Consider the following 24761-nt stretch of genomic DNA (forward strand, 5'->3'; position numbering starts at 1 on the left):
GTGGCCCCGTTTGGGGCCGCGTGCCGCTCCATTCGTCCCACAGGAGTTTCGCTTTTCATGCAACCCAGTGACATCAAGGCGCTGCTCGAGGCGCGCCTCGAGGATTGCGATTTTTACATCCAGGGCGAGGGCTGCAATTTCCAGGTCATCGCCGTGGGCGAGGTCTTCGCTGGCCTGTCCCCGGTCAAGCGCCAGCAGCTGATCTATGGAGCGCTCTCCGAAGAGATCGCCTCCGGTGCCGTACATGCCGTAAGCATCAAGACCTATACGCCGGCGCAGTGGGCTAGTGCGCCTGAGAACGTGGCTTCACCCGGCCAGGGTGCCTGACGGTCGAGATACATGGACAAGCTGATCATTACCGGCAACGGGCCCGTCGACGGCGAGGTCTGGGCCAGCGGTGCCAAGAACGCGGCGCTGCCTATCCTTTGCGCTACCCTGCTGGCCGACGAGCCAGTGACCATCGGTAACCTGCCGCATCTTCAGGACATCACCACCACCCTCGAGCTGCTCGGGCGCATGGGCGTCGAGCCGGTGATGGGCGAGAAGATGACCATTCAGCTTGACGGCTCCCAGGTGCGCGATTGCCATGCTCCCTATGAGCTGGTCAAGAAGATGCGCGCTTCCATCTTGGTGCTCGGGCCTCTGCTGGCGCACTTCGGTCACGCCGACGTCTCGCTGCCGGGCGGCTGTGCCATCGGCTCGCGTCCGGTAGACCTGCACATCCGCGGCCTCGAGGCGATGGGGGCGGAGATCCGTGTCGAAGGCGGTTACGTGCGCGCCCGCGTCGACGGCCGGCTCAAGGGCGCCACCATCTTCTTCGATACCGTGACCGTCACCGGCACCGAGAACCTGCTGATGGCCGCAACGCTGGCCGAGGGCACCACGGTGCTGGAGAACGCGGCCCGCGAGCCCGAGGTGGTGGATCTGGCCGAGTGTCTGATCAAGATGGGCGCCAAGATCAGCGGCCATGGCAGCAACAACATCGTCATCGAAGGCGTCGAGCGCTTGCATGGCGCCTATCATGACGTCATGCCCGACCGTATCGAGACCGGCACCTTCCTGGTCGCCGCCGCCCTGTCGCGAGGGCGGGTACGGGTGCGCAACACCCGCGCCGACATTCTCGATTCGGTGCTGGCCAAGCTGGAGGAGGCCGGGGCGAAGATCGCTCACGGCGACGGCTGGATCGAGCTCGACATGGAAGGGCGCCGCCCACGGCCGGTTAACATTCGTACCGCGCCGTACCCGGGCTTCCCGACCGACATGCAGGCTCAGTTCGTCGCGCTCAATGCGGTTGCCGACGGCACCTCACGCGTGGTCGAGACCATCTTCGAGAATCGCTTCATGCACGTTCAGGAACTGAACCGCATGGGGGCGAAGATCGCGCTCGAGGGCAATACCGCCATGATCACCGGGGTCGAGCACCTCTCCGGCGCACCGGTGATGGCGACCGACCTGCGGGCGTCGGCCTCGCTGGTGATCGCAGCCATGATGGCCGAGGGCGAGACCCTGGTCGATCGCATCTACCACATCGATCGCGGCTACGAGTGCATCGAAGAGAAGCTGCAGCTGCTGGGCGCCCGGATTCGTCGTATCCCCGGCTGAGCGGGCAGGCGATTCGACCAGCGTTGACCATAGGCGAGAGCATGAGCAAGCAACTGATTCTGGCCCTGTCGAAGGGCCGTATTCTCGACGAGACCCTGCCGCTGCTGGCGGATGCCGGCATCGTGCCGGCCGAGGACCTGAGCAAGAGCCGCAAGCTGCTGTTCGACACCAACCTCGACGACGTCAAGCTGGTGATCATCCGCGCCACCGACGTGCCGACCTACGTGCAGATGGGGGCCGCCGATCTCGGCGTGGCGGGCAAGGACGTGCTGCTCGAGCACGGTGCCGAAGGGCTCTACGAGCCGCTCGATCTGGAAATCGCCAAGTGCAAGCTGATGACCGCCGGCATCGACGGTGCCAAGCCGGCCCGCGCGCGCCGGCGGGTGGCGACCAAGTTCGTCAACGTGGCGCGCCGCTACTACGCCGAGCAGGGCATCCAGGCGGAGGTCATCAAACTCTACGGGGCGATGGAGCTGGCACCGCTGATGAATCTGGCCGACGAGATCGTCGACATCGTCGATACCGGCAATACCCTGCGCGCCAACGGCATGTCGCCACGGGAGCTGATCGCGCCGATCAGCACGCGGCTGGTCGTCAACAAGGCCGCCATGACCATGAAGCACGAACGCCTCAAGCCGTTGCTTGCACGCCTCTCCCAGGCGGTGGAGCGGCGCCGTCCGGCGGCAGAGCTTCCCGCCGGCTGAGCCGCGAACAAGACCACATCTCTTCTAGGAGGCGAATGCGAACATGAGCGAAACCCTGGCAGGATCCGTCGACCTGGCCCGCCTTTCCACCCGCGACGGCGACTTCGACGCCCGTCTCGACGCGCTGCTGGCCTGGGAGGGCGTGTCCGATGCCGAGGTTCAGGGGCGGGTGGCAGAGATCATCGCCGCGGTGAAGGAGCGTGGCGATGCGGCATTGGTGGAGTACACCCAGCGCTTCGATCGTCTGTCGGTGGGCAGCATGGCCGAGCTTACCCTGGGGGCCGACAGGCTGGAGCAGGCCTATCGCGGACTGCCGGATGCGCAGCGCGACGCCCTGGCCCAGGCCGCCGAGCGCATTCGCGTGTATCACGAGCGCCAGAAACCGAGCTCCTGGTCTTACACCGAAGCCGACGGTAGCGTGCTGGGCCAGCAGGTGACGCCGCTCGATCGTGCCGGTATCTACGTGCCTGGGGGCAAGGCAGCCTATCCCTCGTCGGTATTGATGAACGCCATTCCGGCTCACGTGGCAGGGGTGCGTGAAATCGTCATGGTGGTGCCGACCCCCGACGGCGTGCTCAATGAGCTGGTGCTGGCGGCAGCCCACCTCGCCGGCGTGGACCACGTCTTCACCATCGGCGGCGCCCAGGCGGTGGCGGCGCTGGCCTACGGCACCGAGAGCGTGCCGCGGGTCGACAAGATCGTGGGGCCGGGCAACATCTACGTGGCTACCGCCAAGCGGGCGGTGTTCGGCCAGGTGGGTATCGACATGATCGCCGGGCCGTCGGAGATCCTGGTCGTCTCCGACGGTGGCACCGATCCCGACTGGTTGGCCATGGACCTGTTCTCCCAGGCCGAGCATGACGAGGACGCCCAGGCGCTGCTGGTGAGCTGGGACGAGTCCCATCTGGATCAGGTCGAGGCGGCCATCGCGCGCCTGCTGCCGACCCTGGAGCGTGAGGCGATCGTGCGCGAGTCGCTGGCGCGGCGTGGTGCGTTGATTCACTGTCGTGACCGCGACGAGGCCGTGCAACTGATCAATCGCATCGCCCCGGAGCACCTGGAGCTCTCCCTGGCCGACCCCGAGGCAATGCTGCCGCAGGTGCGCCACGCCGGTGCCATCTTCATGGGGCGCTACACGGCCGAGGCGCTGGGCGACTACTGCGCCGGCCCCAACCACGTGCTGCCGACCTCCGGTACGGCGCGCTTCTCCTCGCCGCTGGGAGTCTACGATTTCCAGAAGCGCTCTTCGATCATTCACTGCTCGGAGGCGGGGGCGTCGACGCTGGGTCGCGTGGCGTCGGTGCTGGCGCGGGGTGAGTCGCTGACGGCCCATGCACGCTCTGCCGAGTATCGCATCAAGGGTCGCTAGCAAGGAGCCTGGCGCGTCCCAGTCCAAGGGCGCTGGGGCATCGCATCAGCCGCGACCCCTCAGCGCTCGGGGCGCCGGCTCGGCGGGAGCGGGCGCTCGCCCACCTCCAGATCGACGGTGAAGGTCTCGCCGCTGCGCACCAGCGTCAGCGGCAGGGTCGCGCCTGGCTGTATGGCGGCGATATCGCTCATGGCGGCACGCGCATCGAGGATGGGGCGTCCATCGACCTCGAGCAGGACGTCGCCGGGCCGCAGGCCGGCCTCCGCCGCGGGCCCCTCGGGAACGACGCCGGAGATGACCACGCCGCGCGGCGCCACCAGGCCGAAGGAGGCGGCCAGGTCCTGGGTCATTTCCTGGGCTTCGACGCCCAGCCAGCCGCGGATGACCCGCCCCTGTGTCACCAGATCGTCCAGGATGGTGCTGGCCAGCCGCATGGGGATGGCGAAGCCGACCCCCTGGGAGCCGCCCGTGCGCGAGAAGATGGCGGTATTGATACCGACCAGCGCGCCTTCGGCATTGACCAGTGCGCCGCCCGAGTTGCCCGGGTTGATGGCGGCATCGGTCTGGATGAAGTCCTCGTAGGCGCTCAGGCCGAGGTGGCTGCGCCCCGTGGCACTGATGATGCCCATGGTCACCGTCTGGCCCACGCCGAAGGGGTTGCCGATAGCCATGGCGATGTCGCCCACCGCCACGTCGTTGGTATCGGAGATCTCGATCACCGGCAGGTTGTCCAGCTCGATACGCAACACGGCCAGGTCGCTCTCGGGGTCGGTGCCGATCACCTCCGCCAGGGTTTCCCTGCCGTCGCGCAGAGCCACCTGAATCTCGTCGGCGCCGTCGATGACGTGATGGTTGGTCAGCACATAGCCGTCCTCGCTGACGATGACGCCCGAACCGAGGCTCGACAGCAGGCGCTGTTGGGTGGGCAGGTCGTCGCCGAAGAACTGACGGAAGAACGGGTCCGACATCAGCGGATGCTCCTCGCGCGCCACCACCCGCGTAGAGTAGATGTTGACCACGGCCGGGGCCGCCTTCTCCACGGCCTCTGAATAGCTCACCGGGCCCTGCTGGCGCGAAAGCGGGGCGGCTTGCTGCAGCTCGGGGGCCGGGCGTGTCTGCGGTTGTACTGCCGCGGGTTGGCTTGGCTGGGCAGGCGTTTGCGGTGCCGAGGGGCCTTGGAGTAGCTGGGGAAAGGTATTCAGCAGCACGATGGCCAGCAGCACACCGATGAGAACGGGTAGGGCGTAGGCTATGAGAGAACGTCGCATGCGGCGTTTCCTGGTCGGCGGTGGTCGATGGTACCCCGCTCAGTCGTTACAATGACGTAATTGTAACATCGACTTCGAAGCGCTGTCCGGGAGGCACGATGATTTTGCGTAACGACCTGGTGCGGGCCTGCGATACCTTGCTCGCTGCGGCCGCCTTCAAGGATTACACCGTCAACGGACTCCAGGTGGCGGGGCGTGAAGAGGTGCGGCGTGTGATGAGTGGCGTCACGGCCTGTCAGGCGCTGCTCGACGAGGCGGTGGCGTGGGGTGCCGATCTGCTGCTGGTGCATCACGGCTATTTCTGGAAGAACGAACCGGTGCCGATCACCGGTATCAAGCAGCAGCGCATCCGCACGCTGCTGCTCAACGACATCAACCTGCTGGCTTACCACCTGCCGCTCGATGCCCATGCCGAGCTCGGCAACAACGCCGAGCTGGGCCGGCTGCTCGGCTTTCAGGTGGACGGCTGCGCCGACGGTGAGCTGGGGCAGGGGTTGGTGTGGCTTGGCGGCTTGCCGCAAGCCGCGACGCCGGCTGCGCTGGCGCGCCAAGTCGGAGAGCGGTTGGGGCGCGAGCCGCTGCTCATCGAGGCGCCCGGTGGGCATGCGATTCGGCGTGTGGCCTGGTGCACCGGCGGGGCGCAGGACATGATCACCCAGGCCTGGGAAGCCGGGGCCGATGCCTTCGTCTCCGGCGAGATCTCCGAGCGCACCACGCATCTCGCGCGTGAACTCGGGATCCACTATCTGGCAGCTGGCCATCACGCCACCGAGCGCTATGGCGTCCAGGCACTGGGAGCCTGGATCGCTCGGGAGTTCGGGGTCGAGCATCGCTTCGTCGATATCGACAACCCCGCCTGACGGGATAACGCTAACCCCGGTGGCGGCGGTCAGTAGCGGGGCGGCTGAGGCAGCTCGCTCTTGTCCTGGTTGGATTTCAGGCCGAAATCTTCCGACAGGGTGCCGCCGGAGCCGTCGGCATAGTCGCGGGGGGCCGGTATCTCGTCGCTCTCTGCGCCGGTCAGGGCCGGCTGGTCGGCAGCCTTGAGCTGCCGGCTCTTCACCGGCTCGCAGTTCAGCGTGCTGGCATCTTCGGTCAGGCGATGCTCGAGGGTGCGCATCTCGCGCTGGATGTTGCTCACCATCATGCTCACCTGGCTGAAGTGCTCGTCCAGGCCCTCCCGCACCACGCCCAGCTCGCGCTCACGTTCGGCCAGCTGGCGTCGCAGCTCCTGCAGCTGGGTCGATGAGGTGGCGAGCATGCGATAGCCAAAGGCGCCGATGCCGAGGCCGGCCAGCAGGCTGACGATAGCCACGATCCAGTTCACATTGCCGTAATCCACGAAATTCTCCTGATGCTGATACACGCCGCTGCCAGAGGTCTGACCGGTTCGGCGCACGAGACTTGTCTGGCTGGCCCATTATAGAAGCGTTGGCTGTTGGCGGGTCAACGATCATCGGTCTGCCGCGAGCGGGCGTTTTTGCTTCGCACGCTGGCGGCGATGCGTATAATGCGTTGCCTGAAACGCCATGAGCAGAGATCACCAAGGAAACTTCCATGTGCGCGACCGTGCCTCAAACGGAGAACCGCTCGGCTGCTGCCGGCACGCCGCTGGCGCGTTACCGGGCCGACCTCGAGCGCGATGACTTCCACTTCGACCCGGCTCAGGAGCAGGCGGTAGAGCATCTGCAGCGGCTATACGACCAGCTGGTGGCTTCGCCCAGGACCGAGCCGCTCTCGGTGACCACCGGTCGCGGGCTGAAGTCCAAGATGGCCGGCCTGTTCGGCAAGCGCGACAAGGTGTCGCCACAGCCGGCGCTGCCGGCCATCCAGGGGCTCTACTTCTGGGGTGGGGTCGGGCGCGGCAAGACCTATCTCGTCGATACCTTTCATGCCTCCCTGCCGTTTCCCGACAAGATGCGCACCCATTTTCACCGCTTCATGCAGCGGGTGCACAACGAGCTCGAGCACTACAAGGGGGAGAAGAATCCGCTGACCCTGATTGCCGGCAAGTTCGCCGCCGAGGCCAGGGTGATCTGCTTCGACGAGTTCTTCGTCAAGGACATCACCGACGCCATGATCCTGGCCAATCTGCTCGAGGCGCTGTTCGAGCGCGGCGTGGTGCTGGTGGCGACGTCCAACATCGTGCCCGACGAGCTGTACAAGGATGGATTGCAGCGCGCACGCTTCCTGCCGGCCATCGACCTGATCAAGCGGCACTGCCGGGTGGTCAACGTCGACTCGGGCATCGATTACCGTCTGCGCGCCCTGAAGCGCGCCGAGATTTTCCATGCGCCCCTGGACGAGGCGGCAGAGAGTGAGCTCGCTCGCAGCTTTCGTGAGGTTGCCGGGCATGCCGGCGAAACCGACGTGCCGATCGAAGTCAATCATCGTATTCTGCGCGCCCGCCGGCTGCATGAGGATGTGGTCTGGTTCGAGTTCCGTGAGCTGTGCGACGGGCCGCGCAGCCAGAACGACTACATCGAGCTGGCTCGCGAATTTCATACCGTGCTGGTTTCCAACGTGACGCGCATGAGTGCGGCCACCGACGACCAGGCACGACGCTTCATCAACATGGTGGACGAGTTCTACGACCGTGGGGTCAAGCTGCTGATGTCGGCCGAGGTGCCCGCCGAGGCACTGTATGCCGACGGACGCCTGGAATTCGAGTTCCAGCGTACCCTGTCGCGGCTGCAGGAGATGCAGTCCCACGAATACCTGGCCCTGGCGCACAAGCCGTGAGCTCCATGGTGGCGATAGTGCTTTAAACAGGGGGCGCAGTTCATGTAGAATACGCGCTCCTCGACCGTTGTCGCTTCCTAACGAGGCGACAACCAAGAAAAATAGGGATGATCCTGTCCGCACTTCGTTGCGCTGGGTCCAATACACTTGTTTGATTTTGTGGTGATTTCTCCATGAAAACGTTCACTGCTAAGCCGCAGTCCGTGCAGCGCGACTGGTATGTCGTCGACGCGGCGGACAAGACGCTCGGCCGTCTGGCTACCGAAATCGCTCGTCGCCTGCGCGGCAAGCACAAGCCCGAGTTCACCCCTCACGTGGATACCGGCGACTATATCGTCGTGATCAACGCCGAGAAGGTGAAGGTCACCGGCAACAAGGCCAAGGCCAAGACTTATTACCGTCACACCGGTTACCCGGGTGGCCTGCGCTCCATGAACTTCGAGAAGATGATTGCGCACGCTCCCGAGCGCGTGATCGAGTCTGCCGTCAAGGGCATGCTGCCGAAGGGTCCGCTGGGGCGCGCCATGTACACCAAGCTCAAGGTCTACGCCGGCGCCGAGCACCCGCACGCCGCCCAGCAGCCGCAAGAACTGAACATCTGAGGGGATCATCACCATGGCACAGCAGTATTACGGTACCGGGCGCCGCAAGACTTCCACAGCCCGTGTTTTCCTCAAGCCGGGCACCGGCAAGATCACCGTCAACGATCGTGAGCTGGATCAGTATTTCGGTCGCGTTACCGGCCGCATGGTGGTGCGTCAGCCCCTCGAGCTGACCGAGACCACCGGTCAGTTCGATGTCTTCGTCACCGTCAAGGGTGGCGGCGGTTCCGCTCAGGCCGGCGCCATTCGTCACGGCATCACCCGTGCTCTGATGGAGTACAACGAGGACTTCCGTCCGGCTCTGCGTGCCGCCGGCTACGTCACTCGTGACGCTCGCCAGGTGGAGCGTAAGAAGGTCGGCCTGCGCAAGGCGCGCCGTCGTCCGCAGTTCTCCAAGCGCTGATTTTTACTCAGTCGCTGGCGAAAAAGCCCGGGCCAATGCCCGGGTTTTTTTATTTTTTAATTCAAGAGATTGCAAAAAGAATTCCACCTTGGTCAGGGCCGCTTCGTCTTGTGCGAAGCGGCCCGATTCCTTAATATGTATCGGATTTTTAGTATCCGTGGTAGCGGAATTCAATCCGTGCGGTATCAACGGGTAAGCTGATGGGAGAAACCAGAAGATGGCAGACAACGGCGTGAACAAAGGGCGGCGCCGACTGCTCCTGGGTGCCACCACCGTCGTAGGGGCGGTGGGTGCCGTGGGAGTGGCGGTTCCCTTTGTGGCTTCCTGGCAGCCGAGTGCCAGGGCAAGGGCGGCCGGTGCGCCGGTTCAAGCGGACATTTCCAAGCTCGAGCCTGGGCAGCGCATGACCGTGGAGTGGCGTGGACGTCCGGTATGGATCGTCATGCGCACCCCCGACATGATCGAGCGCACCGAGAACTTCGATCCTGCACGCCTGGCCGACCCCGATTCTCAAGTGCAGCAGCAGCCTGCGTACGTATCAGGGCCGCTGCGCTCCATCAGGCCCGAGATTTCCGTATTGATCGGCATCTGTACCCATCTGGGCTGCTCGCCGCTTTTCCGCCCCAGTCCGGACGATGTCGACATGACAGCCTGGCCGGGCGGTTACTTCTGCCCCTGCCACGGCTCCTACTTCGACCTCGCGGGCCGGGTATTCCGCAACGTGCCGGCGCCGGCCAATCTCGAGGTGCCGCCATACCGCTTTGAAACCGACGATATCATTATCATCGGCGAAGATCAGGAGACTGCGTGATGGGTAATCCGAATCGGGTCAAGGCGGAAAGCGGCTTCATGCGCTGGGTGGACGATCGCTTTCCCGCCACGCAAATGTGGCAAGATCATCTGAGTCAATATTACGCGCCCAGGAATTTCAACTTCTGGTACTTCTTCGGTTCGCTGGCACTGCTGGTGCTGGTCAACCAGATTCTCACCGGTGTCTGGCTCACCATGAGCTACAACCCTTCCGGTGAGGGGGCCTTCGCTTCCGTCGAGTACATCATGCGCGACGTGGAGTATGGCTGGCTGATCCGCTACATGCACTCCACCGGGGCTTCGGCCTTCTTCGTGGTGATCTACCTGCACATGTTCCGCGCCCTGCTGTACGGATCCTACAAGGCGCCGCGCGAGCTGGTGTGGATCTTCGGCATGGCCATCTATCTGCTGCTGATGGCGGAAGCCTTCATGGGTTACCTGCTGCCCTGGGGTCAGATGTCCTACTGGGGTGCTCAGGTCATCATCTCGCTGTTTGCCACCATACCCTTCGTCGGTCCCGACCTGGCCCAGTGGATTCGTGGCGATTATCTCATCTCCGGTATCACGCTCAACCGCTTCTTCGCCCTGCACGTGGTGGCGTTGCCCATCGTGATTCTGGCATTGGTGGTGCTGCACCTGATCGCCCTGCACGAGGTGGGTTCGAACAACCCCGACGGCATCGACATCAAGGCCAAGAAGGACGAGAGCGGCAAGCCGCTGGACGGTATTCCGTTCCATCCGTACTACACCGTCAAGGACGTGTTCGGCGTGGCCGTGTTCCTGTTCGTCTTCGCGGCGGTGATCTTCTACTTCCCCGAGGGTGGCGGTTACTTCCTCGAGCGGCCGAACTTCGAGCCGGCCAACCCGATGGTGACGCCAGACCATATCGCGCCGGTGTGGTACTTCACGCCCTTCTACGCGATTCTGCGAGCCATCACCTTCGACATTGGGCCTCTGCAGGCCGAGTTCCTCGGTGTGGTCTTCATGGGTGGCGCCATCGCCGTGCTGTTCGTCCTGCCGTGGCTCGATCGTAGCCCGGTGAACTCCATGCGCTACAAGGGCTGGCTGTCGCGCATCGCGCTGGCGCTGTTCGCCATCAGCTTCGTGGTCCTGGGCGTTCTCGGCGCGCTGCCGGCCACGCAGCTGCGTACGATCGTGGCGCAGTTGTGCACGGTGATCTACTTCGCCTTCTTCCTGCTGATGCCGTTCTACACCAGGATGGAGAAGACCAAACCCGTTCCGGAGAGGGTGACTGGCTAATGAAAAAGCAACTGTTCGCACTGCTCTTCGCGCTGGTGCCCTTCGCTGCCATGGCGGCGCCGATGCCCGACGTGCCGTATTCGATGACGCCGGATCTGCGTAACGAGGCGTCACTGCAGCGTGGCATGCAGCTCTACGTCAACTACTGCATGGGCTGTCACTCTCTGGAGCATCAGCGCTTCGCGCGTGCCGCCGAAGACTTCGGCATGCCTCAGGACCTGGTCGAAGAGAATCTGATCTTCTCTGCCGATCTGGCCTACAACGACCAGATGCTCACGGCCATGACCCGTGCCGACGGCGACAGCTGGTTCGGTGCGGCAGCGCCGGATCTGACGCTGCACGGCCGTCTGCGCGGGGCCGACTGGATCTACTCCTACCTGCTGACCTTCTATCGCGACCCTGACCGTCCCAACGGGGTCAACAACGAGGTCTTCGACATGGTGGCCATGCCCAACGTGCTCGAGCCGCTGCAGGGCGTTCAGGAGAAGGTCTGCGCTCAGACCGATCGTCCCATCGAAGGCGCCGAGCTCGATCCGCTGACCGGCAAGTATCAGTCCTGCGACGTGCTCCAGGTGACTCGCCCCGGCAGCATGGAGCCGGACGAGTTCAGAGAGGCGGTCTACGATCTGACCAACTTCCTGGCTTACGTGGGCGAGCCCTCCAAGCTGCAGGCGCAGGTGCTGGGTCCGAAGGTGCTGATCTTCATCTTCATCTTCGGTGTGCTGGCGTACCTGCTCAAGCGTGAGTACTGGCGCGACATTCACTGATTCGATTGAATCGGCAGGTTGTGCCGCAGGGGGCGTATGGCTATCGGGTCATGCGCCCCCTGTGTGTTCTTCTGAGTCCGCATTGCATGGCACGCCCCCGAGCTCGGGGTGTCGTGCTATCATGCGGGTTCGAATTGATGCGAGGATTGTTACATGGGTGTAGTGGCCAAGCGGTCATCGATGATCTTCTATTCGGGAAGCGATGACCACTTCAGTCATCGCGTGCGCATTGTGCTCGCCGAGAAGGGCGTGGCGGTCGATATTCTCGAGGTTAGCGGCGATCAGCGCCCCGAGGAGCTCGCCGACATGAATCCCTACAATAGCGTGCCGACCCTGGTCGATCGCGATCTGGTGCTCTACGAATCCAAGGTCATGATGGAGTACCTTGACGAGCGCTTTCCTCATCCGCCGTTGCTGCCGGTCTATCCCGTCGCGCGGGCACAAAGTCGTCTCTGGATGCATCGCATCGAGCGTGAGTGGTGCCCGCTCGTCGAACAGATCGAGAGCGGCGCCAAGAAGGACGTGGAAAAGGCGCGCAAGGAGCTGCGCGAAAGCCTGGTCGGCATTTCGCCGATCTTCGAGGACGTTCCGTTCTTCATGAGCGAGGAGTTCTCGCTGGTGGACTGCTGTATTGCACCGATCCTCTGGCGTCTCCCCGTGCTTGGTATCGAGCTGCCGGAAAAGCAGGTGAAGCCGCTCGTGACCTACATGGAACGCCTGTTCGAGCGTGACTCCTTCGTATCGTCATTGAGCGAGAACGAGCGCGAAATGCGCACCTGAACCAGGCGTCGGCCTGGCCGACGCCGCCACAATGGAGGAGGGCAGAACCCATGTTGTCGAGCCGTCCCTATCTTGCCAGAGGGCTCTATGAGTGGCTTCTGGACAATGAGCAAACGCCCTACATCGTGGTGGATGCCGAGCAGCCGGGCGTCAGCGTACCTCGTCAGTTCGTGCAGAACGGTCAGATCGTGCTGAATGTCGGGCCGACCGCCGTACGTGACCTGCACATCGAGAACGATGCCATCCGCTTTCATGCACGCTTTGGCGGGCAGCCAATGCAAGTGGTGGTGCCGATGCCGGCGCTGGTGGCGATCTACGCCAAGGAGAATGGCGTGGGGATGGTCTTCGGTCACGAGCCCGCCATGCCGATGCCGCAGGGGGAGGAGTCGGCCACCGACGCCAAGCCCGAGCTCAGCGGCATCGACACACCCGAAAGGGAGGGCGAAGGCTCCACCTCTGAGTCCGGTCCTGCAGGCAAGAAGCCTTCTCGCAAGCGTCCGTCGCTGCGCGTGATCAAGTGATTGCGTGACATGCGTCACACGTCGATGTGACGCGAATGAGCAGAAACGCAGAACGGCAGGCCATGGGCCTGCCGTTCTGCGTTTCGATGCGAGCAGCGTGTGGTATCAATCGAGGTAGTCGAAGACCTTGACGATGCGCTGGATGCCGCCGACATCGGCAACGGCGTTGACGATGCGGTCTGATTCGGCTCTTCTGACGATGCCCATGATGTAGACCGTGGCGTTCTCGGTCACGAAGCGCAGTCGGCTGGTGTCGATGCTCTGATCGGCGGCCAGGGTGGTGCGGATACGGGTATTGATCCAGGTATCGGACAGACGCTGGCTTGCCGGCAGGTTGGCAGACACCGACAGCTCGTTGTGCACGTCGCGCACGTTTCGGACCTCGAGGGCCACTTCGCTGGCGCGCTGTTTCAGCTCTTCGCTGGGCACCTGGCCGGTGAGCAGTACGATGCCGTTGTAGCTGTCGACGTTGATGCGCGCATCGCCGAGCCGTGCATCGGTGCGGCGCAGGTTGTGAGCGATCTTGGTCTCGATGCTCTCGTCTTCCACCTGGGCGCCCAGGGTGCGCTTGCCGTAGTTCTCGTCGATGGTGCCGGGGTTGGCGACGCCGGTGACGGTGGTGCAACCGGCAAGGGTAATGGCCAGTGCGGTCAGAAGGGTGGCGATCAGTCTTGTCGAGGTCATGGGATTACTCGCTGGTACCGAAGAGTTGTTCATCGATGAGGTCGCACAGGCAGTGTATCACCAAGAGATGAACTTCCTGGATGCGTGCCGTTGAAGTGGCAGGAACGCGGATTTCGCAGTCGTCCTGACCCAGCAGGGAAGCCATGTCGCCGCCGTCGCGACCGGTGAGGGCGACGACGGCCATGTCGCGGTCGTGGGCGGCCTGTATGGCCTGGATGACGTTACCCGAGTTGCCGCTGGTGGAGATGGCGAGCAGGATGTCGCCGGGCTGCCCCAAGGCTCTCACCTGCTTGGAGAAGACTTCGCTGTAGCTATAGTCGTTGGCGATGGAGGTCAGCGTCGAAGTATCGGTAGTCAATGCCAGGGCCGGCAGGCTGGGCCGCTCACGCTCGAAGCGGTTGAGCAGCTCGGAGGAGAAGTGCTGGCTGTCACCGGCGCTGCCGCCATTGCCGCAGGCCAGGATCTTGCCTTCGTTGACCAGGCATTGAACCATCATCTGGCTGGCTACCTCGATGAAGGGAGGTAGCACCTCGCTGGCATAGGTCTTGGTATCGATGCTGGCGTTGAAGTGGCCGAGTATGCGTTGCTGATAGTCCATTCTGTCAAAGTCCTGGTCGCGGGACATGGTACGAGCTGGTGGTCAGAACGCTTCGAAAGCGCCCTGCACCCATTCGAAATCAAGCAAGGGCGGGGTGCCGGTCACTGCCAGCACGTCGAAACGGCAGGGACATGATAGCCGGTTGCGGGCCAGATAAAAACGCGCGGCATGGACCAGCCTGCGCTGCTTGGCCCGGGTGACGGTCTCGAGAGGATGGCCGTGGCGGGTGTCGGCGCGATGACGCACCTCCACGAAGACCAGTGTCTCGCCGTCGCTCATCACCAGATCGAGCTCACCGCCCTTGAACTGCTGGTTGCTGGCGATGAGCTTGAGCCCTCTGCCCACAAGCCATTCGGCACCCAGGCGCTCGACACGAGCGCCGCGGGCCCGGGCATCAGTTGAGCTGGCCATTGTCGAGAAGGTCGCCGTCGAGTAGTTCGAAGCTCAGGATCGGGCGCGGTACGCCACGCTCGAAGCGTGCCCATGGCAGCCGGCGCTCGATGCGACCGTCACGCCCTGGCAGCAGCAAGCCGGTAGCGCCGAACAGCTCGCTCTCTGGCAGCAACTGGAACTGGGGCAGCCTGCGTGCCAGCTCATAGGCATCGACGCCCATTGCCATCAGGCGGAAGGTGGAGGGGTCGGAGTCTTCGCGCAGATCCTGGAAGCTGGCCAGGTAAGGTAGCGCCTCGACGCCGCCGACCGCTGCATCGGGGATCTGCCAGGGAATGTCGACGAAGAAGACGTCATCGAGGTCGTGGTCCAGCAGCGGCTGCGGGCGCCCCTCGTACAGGTGCGAGGTGGCGTAGATGGGCAGGTTGGCGGCGTCGATATAGTCGAGATTCGGCGGAACCTGGCGGGCGTAGCTGGGCAAGGCCAGCAGGAACAGCATGTCCGGACGGCCGCCGGAAAGTGCCCGACGAGTGCTTTCGGTGGCGGAGCCGCGGGGGTCGTAGGTGACGGCGTTGGTGACGATGCCGTCGAGTCGGCTCCACTCCTGCTGGAAGGCGCGGCCGACCCGGGTGCCCCACTCGTTGTCGGGTACCATCATGGCAGCGCGACGGTGGCCGTCCTCACGGGCGCGACGGGCTACCTGGCGCGCTTCGTCCTCTGCCGACAATCCGTACTGAAACAGGCCTTGCGCCTGGTTCATGTCGCCGTGGCCGTAATTGAGCGCCAGTGTCGGCAGCGGTACGCGGTCGCGATTCTCGAGTTCGGTGACCTCATCCTTGTCGAGAGGGCCGATGACCACCTGGGCACCGATGTCGCGCGCTTCGGCGTAGAGAGCATCGAGGTTGCCGTGACTGGCGTCGATGAACGAGAGGCGCAGGCCGCCGTTGCGCTCCGAGCTGTGCATGTGGTGCATGCGCATGCCGGCGCGGATCGACTCGGCGACGCTGCTCAGCGGGCCCGATTCGGGAAGGAAGACGGCAATGTGGCGAACTTCCCGGCCGCGCAGTTCGCGCAGGGCGAGCAGCTCCGAGGGCACGTCGCGGGCTGCCGGGTGTCGGGCATTGCGCTCGCGCCAGGTTTCCAGATTCGACAGCAGGCGCTCGATGTCGCCATCGCTTTCACGCACCAGGCTGGCAAGACTCAGCCAGCCCAGGGTCAGTTCGTCGGCGCCTTCGCGCAGGCTGGCCAGTTCGCTGGCGTCGAGCCGGGAGAGCGAGTTCCAGATGGGATCGTTGAGTACTTCACGCTCGGTGCGGGCCTGAACGTACATCAGCATGTCGGCGGCGGCGCGATGTTCGTCGACCTGGCCAAGCGCCAGCCCCAGACGCTCGCGCAGGATCAGGCCGGCATCGCGGGGGAAGTCGATCTCGTCGAGCAGTTGCCCGGCCTGGATCACCGCCCAGGGCTCGTTGAGCTCGTTGCCAAGCTCCGACAGCAGCATGGCCCACTGCAGCCGGTATTCGGCGGGCAACTGGCTGTCGTCGATCTCGCTGGAGATCTGCAGTGCCTGGGTGCGCTGCCCCTGGCGTGCTAGGATGTCGGCCGCTTCGAGTCGGCTGCGCGCGGCCTCTTCGGGTGCCTGCTGCTGTGCCTGCCGCAGGAGCTGCTCGGGGTCGTCGACGGGAGCTCGCTCGACGATGCCGGGAGGAGCGCAGCCAGCCACCAGGAGGGCGAGGAGCGCGGTGGCCAGCAGGCCGCGGGGCATCTTTAGCATGAATCCTTCCTTGTCTCGGGCTCGGAGCGGCGTTCGTCTGCCTCGGGAGTCGACCCTTCATCTCGCACGGGCCAAGGCCGAAAAATCCCCCTGAGGAGTCGCCATGTCAGATATACATCTTGGTACATTGTACGTGGTCGCCACGCCGATTGGGAATCTGGAGGACCTGAGCCCCAGGGCGGCGAGGATACTGGGCGAGGTGGCGCTGGTTGCCGCCGAGGATACCCGTCATACGTCGCGGCTGTTGCGTCACCTGGGATTGTCGGTGGCCATGCTCTCGCTGCATGAGCACAACGAGGCGGCCCGGGTCGAGCAGATCGACCAGCGCCTCCTGGGCGGTGAAAGTATCGCTCTGGTGAGCGACGCGGGAACGCCGCTGATCAGCGATCCGGGTTTTGTGCTGGTGCGCGAGTTGCGGACGCGGGGGCGTCGCATCGTGCCGGTTCCCGGCGCCTGTGCGCTGGTGGCGGCGTTGTGTGCGTCCGGCTTGCCAACCGACCGCTTCCTGTTCCAGGGGTTCCTGCCGGCCAAGGGCGGGGCTCGTCGCCAGCGCCTGAAGGACCTGGCGACGCGGGAGGAGACGCTGGTCTTCTACGAGTCGCCGCACCGGATTCGCGACACGCTGACCGACATTGCCGCCGAGCTCGGTGCGCGCCGGCTGGTCCTGGCACGGGAGCTGACTAAATCCTTCGAAACCTTTCTGGAAGGCGACGCCGAGACACTGCTGGCCCGGATGGAGGCCGACCCGGATCAGGCGCGGGGCGAGTTCGTGGTCATGGTGGCGGGGGCCGAGCCGAGAGAGAGCGCCGATGCGGCAAGCGTGGAGGCGCAGACTCTGCTTGCAGCGTTGCTGGACGAGGGCGTGGGGGTGAAACAGGCTGCGGCCGTAGCGGCAAGGCTGTTGGGCGGGGCGAAGAAAACCTGGTATGGCCAGGCCCAGGCGCTGAAGGAAGCCCGTTGATACGGGGCGGAAAGACATTGAGAGGCCACCGGCACGCTGGTATTCTTGCGCTCGGAGTCGGCCAGACGGTCGCCGCCGCATCGGCCCTGGTCGGTGCGGGGGAGGAAAGTCCGGGCTCCACAGGGCAGGGTGCCAGGTAACGCCTGGGCGGCGCGAGCCGACGGAAAGTGCAGCAGAGAGCAGACCGCCTACGTCTCCTTCGGGAGGCCGGCAAGGGTGAAAGGGTGCGGTAAGAGCGCACCGCGCGCCTGGTAACAGTGCGTGGCATGGTAAACCCCACCCGGAGCAAGACCAAATAGGAACCCTATGACGTGGCCCGCGTCGGGTTCGGGTAGGTTGCTGGAGGGTCGCGGTGACGCGGCTCCTAGATGAATGACTGTCCACGACAGAACCCGGCTTATCGGCCGACTCCCCCGATTCACAGCTAGCGCATCCGGGCTACCGGATGCGTCCCTACGAGTCCGAGACATCAGGAAAGCGCATGCCGCCATCCGCAGCTGAACCGAGCCGTCATGGCTTTCGTCATGCCAGCGTGCTACTGGATGGGGCCGTGGATGCTCTCGTGCACGATCCCGAGGGTGTCTATCTGGATGGCACCTTCGGGCGCGGCGGCCACTCCCGAGCCATCCTCGAGCGCTTGAGTCCAGAGGGCCGCCTGCTGGCCATCGACCGCGACCCCCAGGCCATTGCCGAGGCGCACACGCTGACGGATTCGCGCTTCGCCATCGAGCAGGGCGAGTTCGCCAATCTGGCCGAGATCGCACGCCGCCACGACCTCTTCGGCAAGCTGAATGGCGTGCTGCTGGACGTTGGCGTCTCCTCGCCGCAGTTGGACGACCCCGAACGGGGCTTCAGCTTCCTGCGTGACGGCCCCCTCGACATGCGCATGGACCCGACCCGTGGCGAGAGTGCCGCCGACTGGCTGGCGCGGGCCAGCGAAGCCGATATCGCGCAGGTGTTCAAGAGCTACGGCGAGGAGCGGTTCGCCAAACGTCTGGCCCGAGCCGTCGTGACGCGGCGTCTCGAAAAGCCCTTTCTGCGCACCGGCGATCTGGCCGAGGTGCTCAAGACGGCCCACCCTGCCTGGGAGAAAGGCAAGCATCCTGCCACGCGGGCCTTTCAGGCGCTGCGTATTCACATCAACGCCGAGCTCGAACAGTTGGATGCCGCCCTGGCTGGGGCGCTGGAGGCGCTGGCTCCCGGTGGTCATCTGGTGGTGATCAGTTTCCATTCGCTGGAGGATCGGCGGGTCAAGCGCTTCATCCGCGAACACGTGCGTGGCGACAGCGACCTGCCGCGGGGCGTGCCGGTACGGGAGGACCAGCTGCGCAGGCGGTTGGAGATGCTGGGCAAGGCGCAGCGCCCGTCGGCGGCTGAAGTCGACGCCAATCCGCGCGCGCGCAGCGCTGTGATGCGCGCTGCACGCAAGCTGGCCTGAGGAGCGGCATGATGCAAGGACGCCTGTCACCACGCATGCTGCGAGCCGCCTGGCCAGCGAACAGGCGCCCCAGTTGGCTGCTGCTGCTGGTCATCGGCCTGGTCCTGGCGTGCCTGATCACCGCCATGGCGGTGGTCAATACCAGCCATCAGACACGCGCCCAGTACGCGCGTCTGCAGCAGCTCGAGCGCGAGCGCGACCAGTTGCAGACGGAGTGGGGACAACTGCTGTTGGAGGAGAGTGCCTGGTCGTCGCCGGCGCGCATCGAGCGTCTGGCTGTCGAGCGGCTCGAGATGCGGCTTCCCCATGTCAACGAAGTCGAGGTCATCCGGCCATGAGTACGGATGTGCGCAATGGAGTGACACCGCGTCGGCGCCCGCCCATGGCGCCCATGGGTGGGCTGCGGTACGGCGTCGTGCTGGGAGTGGTGTTCATCGGCCTGTTGCTGCTGGCCGGACGTATCGTGACCCTGCACGTCTTCGACCGACCGTTCCTGCAGGGGCAGGGCGATGCGCGGATTCTGCGCACCGAGTCGCTCACCGCACACCGCGGCATGATTACCGATCGCAACGGCGAGCCGCTGGCCATCTCCACTCCGGTGGTGACGCTGTGGGCCAATCCCCAGGAGGTCCCCGAGGACCGTATCCAGCGGCTGATGCTCTCCCAGGCGCTGGGCATGCCACCCGACGATCTGGATGCCAGGCTGGAACGTTTCGCGGCGCGGGAGTTCATGTACCTGCGTCGCCAGCTCACCCCGGTTGCCGCACAGCGGGTCCTGGATCTGCGCGTTCCCGGCGTCTATGCCCAGCATGAATACAAGCGCTATTATCCCGCCGGCGAAGTGATTGCCCAGTTGCTGGGTGTGACCAACGTGGACGATATGGGCCAGGAGGGGGTTGAGCTTGCCTATCAGCCCTACCTGGCCGGCACCCCCGGGCAGCGCAGGGTGATCAAGGACCGCCGTGGCCGCCTGGTGCGGGATCTGGCCGTTCTGCGCGAGGCCCAGCCGGGAGGTGAGCTGACCCTTGCCATCGATCAACGGCTGCAGTACATGGCCTATCGCGAGCTCAAGGCAGCCGTGGCCGAGCACGATGCCGATGGCGGTGTGGTCGTGATGATGGATGCTCGCACCGGCGAAGTGCTGGCCATGGCCAATCAGCCCTCCTACAACCCCAACAACCGTGCCGGGCTGGACCCGCGGGGATTGCGCAACCAGGCCATTGTCGACGTCTTCGAACCCGGCTCGGTGGTGAAGCCTCTGGCCATGGCGGCCATCATGGAGAGCGGACGCTTCGACAGCGACATCGTGGTCGATACCTCGCCGGGGTGGATGCGCATCGACCGCTTCACCATTCGCGACATACGCAACTACGGCAGATTGGATCTGGCCGGCATTCTCGAAAAGTCGTCGAACATCGGCATGTCGAAGCTGGTGCTGCAACTGGACGATCCGCTGGTGCCCGACCTCTACCGTCGGCTGGGCTTTGGTCAGAGCACCGATACCGGCTTTCCCGGCGAGGCCGTAGGCCATATGCCGGCGCCTGTTCGCTGGTCACGCAGCCAGTGGGCAGCGCTCTCGTACGGTTATGGCCTATCGGTCTCCGCCCTGCAGCTGGCCAGCGCCTATACCGCCCTGGCCAACGGCGGGGTGCGCATGCCGCCTTCGCTGCTCAAGCTGAACGAGGCACCGATGGGAGAGCCGGCCATCGATCCTCAGGTGGCCCACGAGCTGCTGCGCATCATGGAGCAGTCCGTGCAGCCGACCACCGGCGGGCGGCGGGCGGCGGTGCCGGGCTATCGCGTGGCGGGCAAGACCGGTACGGTACGCAAGACCTCGGTGACAGGCTATGAAGAGAACGCCTATCGCAGCCTGTTTGCCGGCGTTGCCCCGGTGTCCGATCCGCGCATCGTCACTGTCGTCATGATCGACCACCCCCGGGCTGGAGATTTCTTCGGCGGTGCCGTGGCGGCGCCGGTCTTCTCGCGTGTCACGGGCAGCGCTCTGCGCCTGCTCGACGTGCCGCCGGATCAACGAACACAATGACAGCTGCCTTTCCTACGACAGAGGTGCGTCGATGCAGGTGAGTGCTTCCCGTCTACAGTTGGCTCTGCGCCGCTGCTGGCCCAATCTGACGATGCCGGAGTCGACCGGCGATGCTGCGTTGCGTCTGGTGCTCGACAGCCGTCTGGTCGAACCGGGCGATGTCTTCGTGGCCGTGCCCGGTGTGAGCGGAGACGGCCGTAGGTATCTGGGCCAGGCGCTGCAGGCGGGCGCCGTGCAGGTGCTCTACCATCTCGAACCGGGCGAATCGCTCCCTGACTCGGCCGAAGGGCAGCCGGTGCTGGGACTGCCGTTTCTGCGCCAGCGCCTGGGCGAGCTGGGGCAGTGGCTGTACGAAGTGCCGGAGACGCTGGAGCTGATCGGTGTTACCGGGACCAATGGCAAGAGCTCCGTGACTCACTATCTGGCCGAACTGAGTGCGGCCCTTGGTCGGGCGGCCGGGCTCATCGGCACGCTGGGCGTCGGGCGTCCCGGGCAGCTCACGGATACCGGGCTGACGACGCCGGGGCCGCTGATGCTGCAGGCGGCTCTCGGTGAGATGGCCGCAGGCGGTATCGGGCGGGTGGCCATGGAGGTGTCTTCCCATGCGCTTGAGCAGGACCGCCTCGAGGGCTGTCGGGTCATGGCCGCGGTGTTCACCAATCTCACTCGTGATCACCTGGATTATCACGGCAGCATGGCCGCCTATGCGGCGGCCAAGGCACGCCTGTTTCGTCGCTCCGAGCTGGAGTTGGCGGTGGTCAATGCCGACGACTCCCTTTCCGGTCTGATGCTGGCGGGTCTCAAGGGCGGGGTGCGCGTGCTGGCCGTCGGCGACGATCCGGCGGCGACGCTGCGCGTCGTCGACTGGAAGCCAAGCACGTCCGGCCAGCTGGCGCTGGTGGCGACGCCGGAGGGGGAGCATAGCCTCGAGCTGCCGCTGATGGGGCGGTTCAATCTCGACAACGTGCTGCTTGCCATTGCCACGCTCTATGGTCTCGGGGAAAGCCTGGAAGCGCTGTTCGCCGCGGCATCCGGGCTGACGCCCGTACCCGGACGCATGCAGCGCTTTGGCAGCGATGGCATGCCGACCGTGATCGTCGACTACGCCCATACTCCCGGAGCGCTGGAGAATGCGCTGGGCGCGCTGCGCCAGCATCTGCCCGGCAACGGTAAGTTGTGGTGTCTGTTCGGCTGCGGCGGTGATCGCGACAGCGGCAAGCGCCCGCTGATGGGAGCGGCGGCGGAGCGTCATGCCGACCGGCTGGTGATCACCGACGACAACCCCCGCAGTGAAGACCCCGCCGAGATACGTCAGCAGATATTTGCCGGCGTGTCGGCCGAGGCCAGCCAGCGTAGCGAGGTCGTGGCGGGGCGTAGCGAAGCCATTGCCCGCACCATCGCACAGGCCGACGCCAGCGATGTGGTACTGATCGCCGGCAAAGGCCACGAAACCTATCAGGAGGTCGCCGGCGTGCGTCATCCCTTCAGTGATGTCGCCGAGACCGAGTCGGCATTGGCCAGGCGCGAGGCAGGACAATGAGCGGATCAGGTCTCAAGACGCTTGCCGAGGTGGCCGCCGCGCTGGGTGTGAATGCGCCCCAGGGTGACGTTGCACTGGGAGATGTTGCACTGGGCGATATCGTCAGCGATACGCGCAGCCTGTCGCCGGGTAGCCTGTTCGTGGCACTGCGCGGCGAGCGCTTCGATGCCCACGACTTCATTGCCCAGGCCCGCGAAGCCGGCGCTGCGGCAGCTCTGGTCGAGCGGCCCGTCGCGGACCCGCTGCCTCAGCTGGTGGTGCCCGATACACGCTTGGCGCTCGGTCTGCTCGGGCGTGCCCGGCGTCGGGCCTGGGGCGGCCCGCTGGTGGCGGTAACGGGAAACAGCGGCAAGACCAGCGTCAAGGAGCTGCTGGCCCAACTGCTTGGTCTGGGCGGCATGACCCTGGCCACACGAGGCAATCTCAACAACGATATCGGCGCACCATTGACTCTGCTGGGGTTGACCGACGCGCATCGTCTGGCGGTGGTAGAGCTGGGCGCCAACCACCTTGGCGAGATCGCCTGGACCACCAGTCTCGCCGAGCCACAGGTGGCCATCATCACCAACGTCACCGGAGCGCATGTCGGCGAGTTCGGCGGCATGGGCCAGATCGCCCAGGCCAAGGGCGAGATATTGGCCGGGCTCGGCGCCGATGGTGTGGCGGTGCTCAACCGCGACGATGTCTATTACCCTTTCTGGGCGCAACTTGCCGCACCGCGTGAAGTGCTGGATTTCGGATTCGCCGAAGGCAGCCGAGTGCGGGCCGACGAGCTGGCCTGCGACGCTCTGGGGCGCTATGCTTTCACGCTTGTCATGGACGGACGCAGGCTGGGCCGGGTGCAGCTTGCCCTGTTGGGACGGCACAGCGTCGCCAATGCGCTGGCGGCAGCGGCGGGTGCGCTGGCGCTGGGTGTCGACAGCGAGCAGGTGCTGGCAGGGCTAGCGGCTTGCATACCGATGCCGGGGCGCCTGAGCCCGCTGGGCGGTATACGGCAGAGCCGTCTGTTGGACGACAGCTATAACGCCAACCCGGGAGCGGTCAAGGCGGCGCTGGCGCTGCTGACCGAGCTGCCCGGCCCCAGGTGGTGCCTGCTTGGCGCCATGGGAGAACTGGGGAGGGATTCGGACCGGCTGCATGCAGAGGTCGGCCACTACGCACGCAAACTGGGGATCGACGTGCTGATGACCTGCGGCGAGCTGGCACAGGCCGCAAGCCAGGCTTTCGGCGACGGCGGAATTCATTTCAATGACCACGAGGCGCTGACGCGTCATGTCCTGGACCATCTGCCCACCGGTGCCAGCGTTCTGATCAAGGGATCGCGCAGCGCTGGCATGGAACGGGTCGTGGCGGCGCTACGAGCTGACGCATCAAGGTGAACGCAACACATGCTGCTTTTTCTGGCTGATTTTCTGGCGCAGTACCAGAGCGCCTTCAATGTTTTCAATTATCTGACCCTGCGCATGATCCTGGGCACCATGACGGCTCTTCTGCTCTGCCTGTGGCTGGGGCCGTGGATGATTCGGCGATTGGTAGAGCGCCAGATCGGTCAGGCAGTGCGCGACGACGGCCCTCAGTCGCATCTGTCCAAGGCGGGCACGCCGACCATGGGCGGGGCCATGATCCTGATGGCGATCGCCGTCAGCACCCTGCTGTGGGCCGATCTCACCAACCGCTTCGTGTGGATCGTGCTGGTGGTGACGTTGGGCTTCGGTGCAATCGGCTGGGTCGACGACTATCGCAAGGTGGTGGAGAAGAACCCCCGCGGGCTGCCGGCGCGCTGGAAGTATTTCTGGCAGTCGGTGATCGGCCTGGCAACGGCACTGGTGCTCTATCTGACCGCCACCAGTGCGGTGGAAACCAGCCTCATCGTGCCGCTGTTCAAGGACATCGTCATCCCGCTGGGCGTTTTCTACATCGTGCTCACCTATCTGGTGATCGTGGGCAGCTCCAACGCCGTCAACCTCACCGACGGCCTGGATGGCCTGGCCATCATGCCCACTGTCATGGTGGCCATGGGCCTGGCGATCTTCGCCTACGCCAGCGGCAACGCGGTATTCGCCAACTATCTGCAGATCCCGAGCATTGCCGGTGCCGGCGAGCTGGCTGTCTTCTGCGCCACCATTGCTGGCGCCGGGCTGGGCTTTCTGTGGTTCAACACCTATCCGGCCCAGGTGTTCATGGGCGATGTCGGGGCGCTGGCACTGGGTGCGGCTCTCGGCGTGGTGGCGGTCATCGTGCGCCAGGAGATCGTGCTGTTCATCATGGGCGGCATCTTCGTGCTCGAGACCATCTCGGTGATCCTCCAGGTGGGCTCCTACAAGCTGACCGGGCGTCGCATCTTCCGCATGGCGCCGTTGCACCACCATTATGAGCTCAAGGGCTGGCCGGAGCCGCGGGTCATCGTGCGCTTCTGGATCATCACCGTGGTGCTGGTTCTGGTCGGTCTGGCGACGCTCAAGATTCGCTGATTCGAGTGCGCCCATCCTGTCGGGCGAGGAGAG

General features: G+C 64.9%; 26 protein-coding genes and 1 other RNA gene. 21 read left to right on the forward strand and 6 right to left on the reverse strand.

Annotation, left to right across the window (positions count from 1 at the left end):
• Positions 1-57 precede the first annotated feature (57 nt).
• Genes HOP58_RS05695 through hisD form a run of 4 tightly spaced genes read left to right on the forward strand, consistent with a single transcriptional unit; the run spans position 58 to position 3675 of the window.
• On the forward strand, positions 58-327 hold the full coding sequence (locus tag HOP58_RS05695; RefSeq protein ID WP_010629170.1) for a BolA family protein: 270 nt from the start codon (positions 58-60) through the stop codon (positions 325-327).
• Between the two features lie 12 nt (positions 328-339).
• Positions 340-1602, forward strand: coding sequence for a UDP-N-acetylglucosamine 1-carboxyvinyltransferase (gene murA / locus HOP58_RS05700; RefSeq protein WP_234259790.1), 1263 nt, complete (start codon positions 340-342; stop codon positions 1600-1602).
• Between the two features lie 41 nt (positions 1603-1643).
• A complete protein-coding gene (gene hisG / locus HOP58_RS05705) occupies positions 1644-2306 on the forward strand; it encodes an ATP phosphoribosyltransferase (RefSeq protein ID WP_010629168.1) in 663 nt (220 codons plus the stop codon).
• A 43-nt stretch (positions 2307-2349) separates the two neighbouring features.
• Entirely contained in the window at positions 2350-3675 is a 1326-nt protein-coding gene (gene hisD, locus HOP58_RS05710; RefSeq protein WP_234259791.1) for a histidinol dehydrogenase, read from the forward strand.
• Between the two features lie 59 nt (positions 3676-3734).
• Here hisD and HOP58_RS05715 read toward each other — a convergent pair whose 3' ends face one another.
• Positions 3735-4943: a Do family serine endopeptidase gene (locus HOP58_RS05715; protein WP_010629166.1), complete on the reverse strand. Its 1209-nt coding sequence runs from the start codon at positions 4941-4943 to the stop codon at positions 3735-3737.
• Positions 4944-5041: 98 nt separating this feature from the next.
• On the opposite strand from HOP58_RS05715, the gene HOP58_RS05720 reads away from it, so the two are divergent.
• A complete protein-coding gene (locus HOP58_RS05720; protein WP_234253128.1) occupies positions 5042-5803 on the forward strand; it encodes a Nif3-like dinuclear metal center hexameric protein in 762 nt (253 codons plus the stop codon).
• A 29-nt stretch (positions 5804-5832) separates the two neighbouring features.
• Here HOP58_RS05720 and HOP58_RS05725 read toward each other — a convergent pair whose 3' ends face one another.
• Positions 5833-6285, reverse strand: a complete 453-nt coding sequence (locus tag HOP58_RS05725; protein ID WP_010629164.1) for a DUF1043 family protein — start codon at positions 6283-6285, stop codon at positions 5833-5835.
• A gap of 215 nt (positions 6286-6500) precedes the next feature.
• Here HOP58_RS05725 and zapE point away from each other — a divergent pair, with 215 nt between their 5' ends.
• The 8 genes from zapE (at position 6501) to HOP58_RS05765 (ending at position 12828) form a co-directional block, all read left to right on the forward strand.
• The gene (gene zapE, locus HOP58_RS05730) at positions 6501-7685 is read left to right on the forward strand and encodes a cell division protein ZapE (RefSeq protein WP_234259792.1); all 1185 of its coding nucleotides are present in this window, start codon (positions 6501-6503) and stop codon (positions 7683-7685) included.
• A 173-nt stretch (positions 7686-7858) separates the two neighbouring features.
• Complete coding sequence (gene rplM, locus HOP58_RS05735; protein WP_010629162.1) at positions 7859-8287, forward strand: 50S ribosomal protein L13; 429 nt, start codon at positions 7859-7861, stop codon at positions 8285-8287.
• A gap of 13 nt (positions 8288-8300) precedes the next feature.
• A complete protein-coding gene (gene rpsI / locus HOP58_RS05740) occupies positions 8301-8690 on the forward strand; it encodes a 30S ribosomal protein S9 (protein ID WP_010629161.1) in 390 nt (129 codons plus the stop codon).
• Positions 8691-8907: 217 nt separating this feature from the next.
• Entirely contained in the window at positions 8908-9501 is a 594-nt protein-coding gene (gene petA / locus HOP58_RS05745) for a ubiquinol-cytochrome c reductase iron-sulfur subunit (protein ID WP_010629160.1), read from the forward strand.
• On the forward strand, positions 9501-10760 hold the full coding sequence (locus tag HOP58_RS05750) for a cytochrome bc complex cytochrome b subunit (protein WP_010629159.1): 1260 nt from the start codon (positions 9501-9503) through the stop codon (positions 10758-10760). Before petA ends, HOP58_RS05750 begins: the two co-directional genes overlap by 1 nt.
• On the forward strand, positions 10760-11527 hold the full coding sequence (locus HOP58_RS05755; RefSeq protein ID WP_234253130.1) for a cytochrome c1: 768 nt from the start codon (positions 10760-10762) through the stop codon (positions 11525-11527). The genes HOP58_RS05750 and HOP58_RS05755 overlap by 1 nt, the downstream gene beginning before the upstream one ends.
• 153 nt (positions 11528-11680) lie before the next feature.
• Entirely contained in the window at positions 11681-12307 is a 627-nt protein-coding gene (gene sspA, locus HOP58_RS05760) for a stringent starvation protein SspA (RefSeq protein ID WP_010629157.1), read from the forward strand.
• A 50-nt stretch (positions 12308-12357) separates the two neighbouring features.
• A complete protein-coding gene (locus tag HOP58_RS05765) occupies positions 12358-12828 on the forward strand; it encodes a ClpXP protease specificity-enhancing factor (protein ID WP_234253131.1) in 471 nt (156 codons plus the stop codon).
• A 105-nt stretch (positions 12829-12933) separates the two neighbouring features.
• Here the strand turns inward: HOP58_RS05765 and HOP58_RS05770 are convergent, their stop codons facing one another.
• From HOP58_RS05770 to HOP58_RS05785, 4 genes are read right to left on the reverse strand one after another with little or no spacing between them, the layout of a single operon-like run.
• Positions 12934-13512, reverse strand: coding sequence for a BON domain-containing protein (locus tag HOP58_RS05770; protein ID WP_010629155.1), 579 nt, complete (start codon positions 13510-13512; stop codon positions 12934-12936).
• Between the two features lie 4 nt (positions 13513-13516).
• Positions 13517-14110 (reverse strand): phosphoheptose isomerase, encoded by a 594-nt coding sequence (locus HOP58_RS05775; protein WP_010629154.1) that lies wholly within the window; start codon positions 14108-14110, stop codon positions 13517-13519.
• A gap of 42 nt (positions 14111-14152) precedes the next feature.
• Positions 14153-14521: a YraN family protein gene (locus HOP58_RS05780; RefSeq protein WP_234259793.1), complete on the reverse strand. Its 369-nt coding sequence runs from the start codon at positions 14519-14521 to the stop codon at positions 14153-14155.
• Positions 14505-16274, reverse strand: a complete 1770-nt coding sequence (locus tag HOP58_RS05785; RefSeq protein ID WP_010629152.1) for a penicillin-binding protein activator — start codon at positions 16272-16274, stop codon at positions 14505-14507. The genes HOP58_RS05780 and HOP58_RS05785 overlap by 17 nt, the downstream gene beginning before the upstream one ends.
• Before the next feature lie 103 nt (positions 16275-16377).
• Between HOP58_RS05785 and rsmI the strand changes: the two genes are divergently transcribed.
• From rsmI to mraY, 8 genes are all read left to right on the forward strand, one after another.
• Complete coding sequence (gene rsmI / locus HOP58_RS05790; RefSeq protein WP_026038206.1) at positions 16378-17235, forward strand: 16S rRNA (cytidine(1402)-2'-O)-methyltransferase; 858 nt, start codon at positions 16378-16380, stop codon at positions 17233-17235.
• A 53-nt stretch (positions 17236-17288) separates the two neighbouring features.
• Positions 17289-17651: RNase P RNA component class A (gene rnpB / locus HOP58_RS05795), an RNA gene on the forward strand.
• Positions 17652-17716: 65 nt separating this feature from the next.
• Positions 17717-18673, forward strand: a complete 957-nt coding sequence (rsmH, locus tag HOP58_RS05800; protein WP_010629150.1) for a 16S rRNA (cytosine(1402)-N(4))-methyltransferase RsmH — start codon at positions 17717-17719, stop codon at positions 18671-18673.
• An 11-nt stretch (positions 18674-18684) separates the two neighbouring features.
• Positions 18685-19011 carry a cell division protein FtsL gene (gene ftsL / locus HOP58_RS05805; RefSeq protein ID WP_234259794.1) on the forward strand — a complete coding sequence of 109 codons (327 nt, stop codon included), beginning with the start codon at positions 18685-18687 and terminating at the stop codon, positions 19009-19011.
• Positions 19008-20717, forward strand: a complete 1710-nt coding sequence (locus HOP58_RS05810; protein ID WP_010629148.1) for a penicillin-binding transpeptidase domain-containing protein — start codon at positions 19008-19010, stop codon at positions 20715-20717. The genes ftsL and HOP58_RS05810 overlap by 4 nt, the downstream gene beginning before the upstream one ends.
• A 31-nt stretch (positions 20718-20748) precedes the next feature.
• On the forward strand, positions 20749-22257 hold the full coding sequence (locus tag HOP58_RS05815) for a UDP-N-acetylmuramoyl-L-alanyl-D-glutamate--2,6-diaminopimelate ligase (RefSeq protein WP_010629147.1): 1509 nt from the start codon (positions 20749-20751) through the stop codon (positions 22255-22257).
• Positions 22254-23636, forward strand: a complete 1383-nt coding sequence (gene murF / locus HOP58_RS05820; RefSeq protein ID WP_234259795.1) for a UDP-N-acetylmuramoyl-tripeptide--D-alanyl-D-alanine ligase — start codon at positions 22254-22256, stop codon at positions 23634-23636. Before HOP58_RS05815 ends, murF begins: the two co-directional genes overlap by 4 nt.
• Positions 23637-23645: 9 nt before the next feature.
• Positions 23646-24728, forward strand: a complete 1083-nt coding sequence (gene mraY / locus HOP58_RS05825; RefSeq protein WP_010629145.1) for a phospho-N-acetylmuramoyl-pentapeptide-transferase — start codon at positions 23646-23648, stop codon at positions 24726-24728.
• Positions 24729-24761 lie beyond the last annotated feature (33 nt).

Origin of the sequence: Halomonas sp. MCCC 1A11062 (genome assembly GCF_021404355.1) — a bacterium.
Classification (GTDB): Bacteria; Pseudomonadota; Gammaproteobacteria; order Pseudomonadales; family Halomonadaceae; genus Halomonas; species Halomonas aerodenitrificans.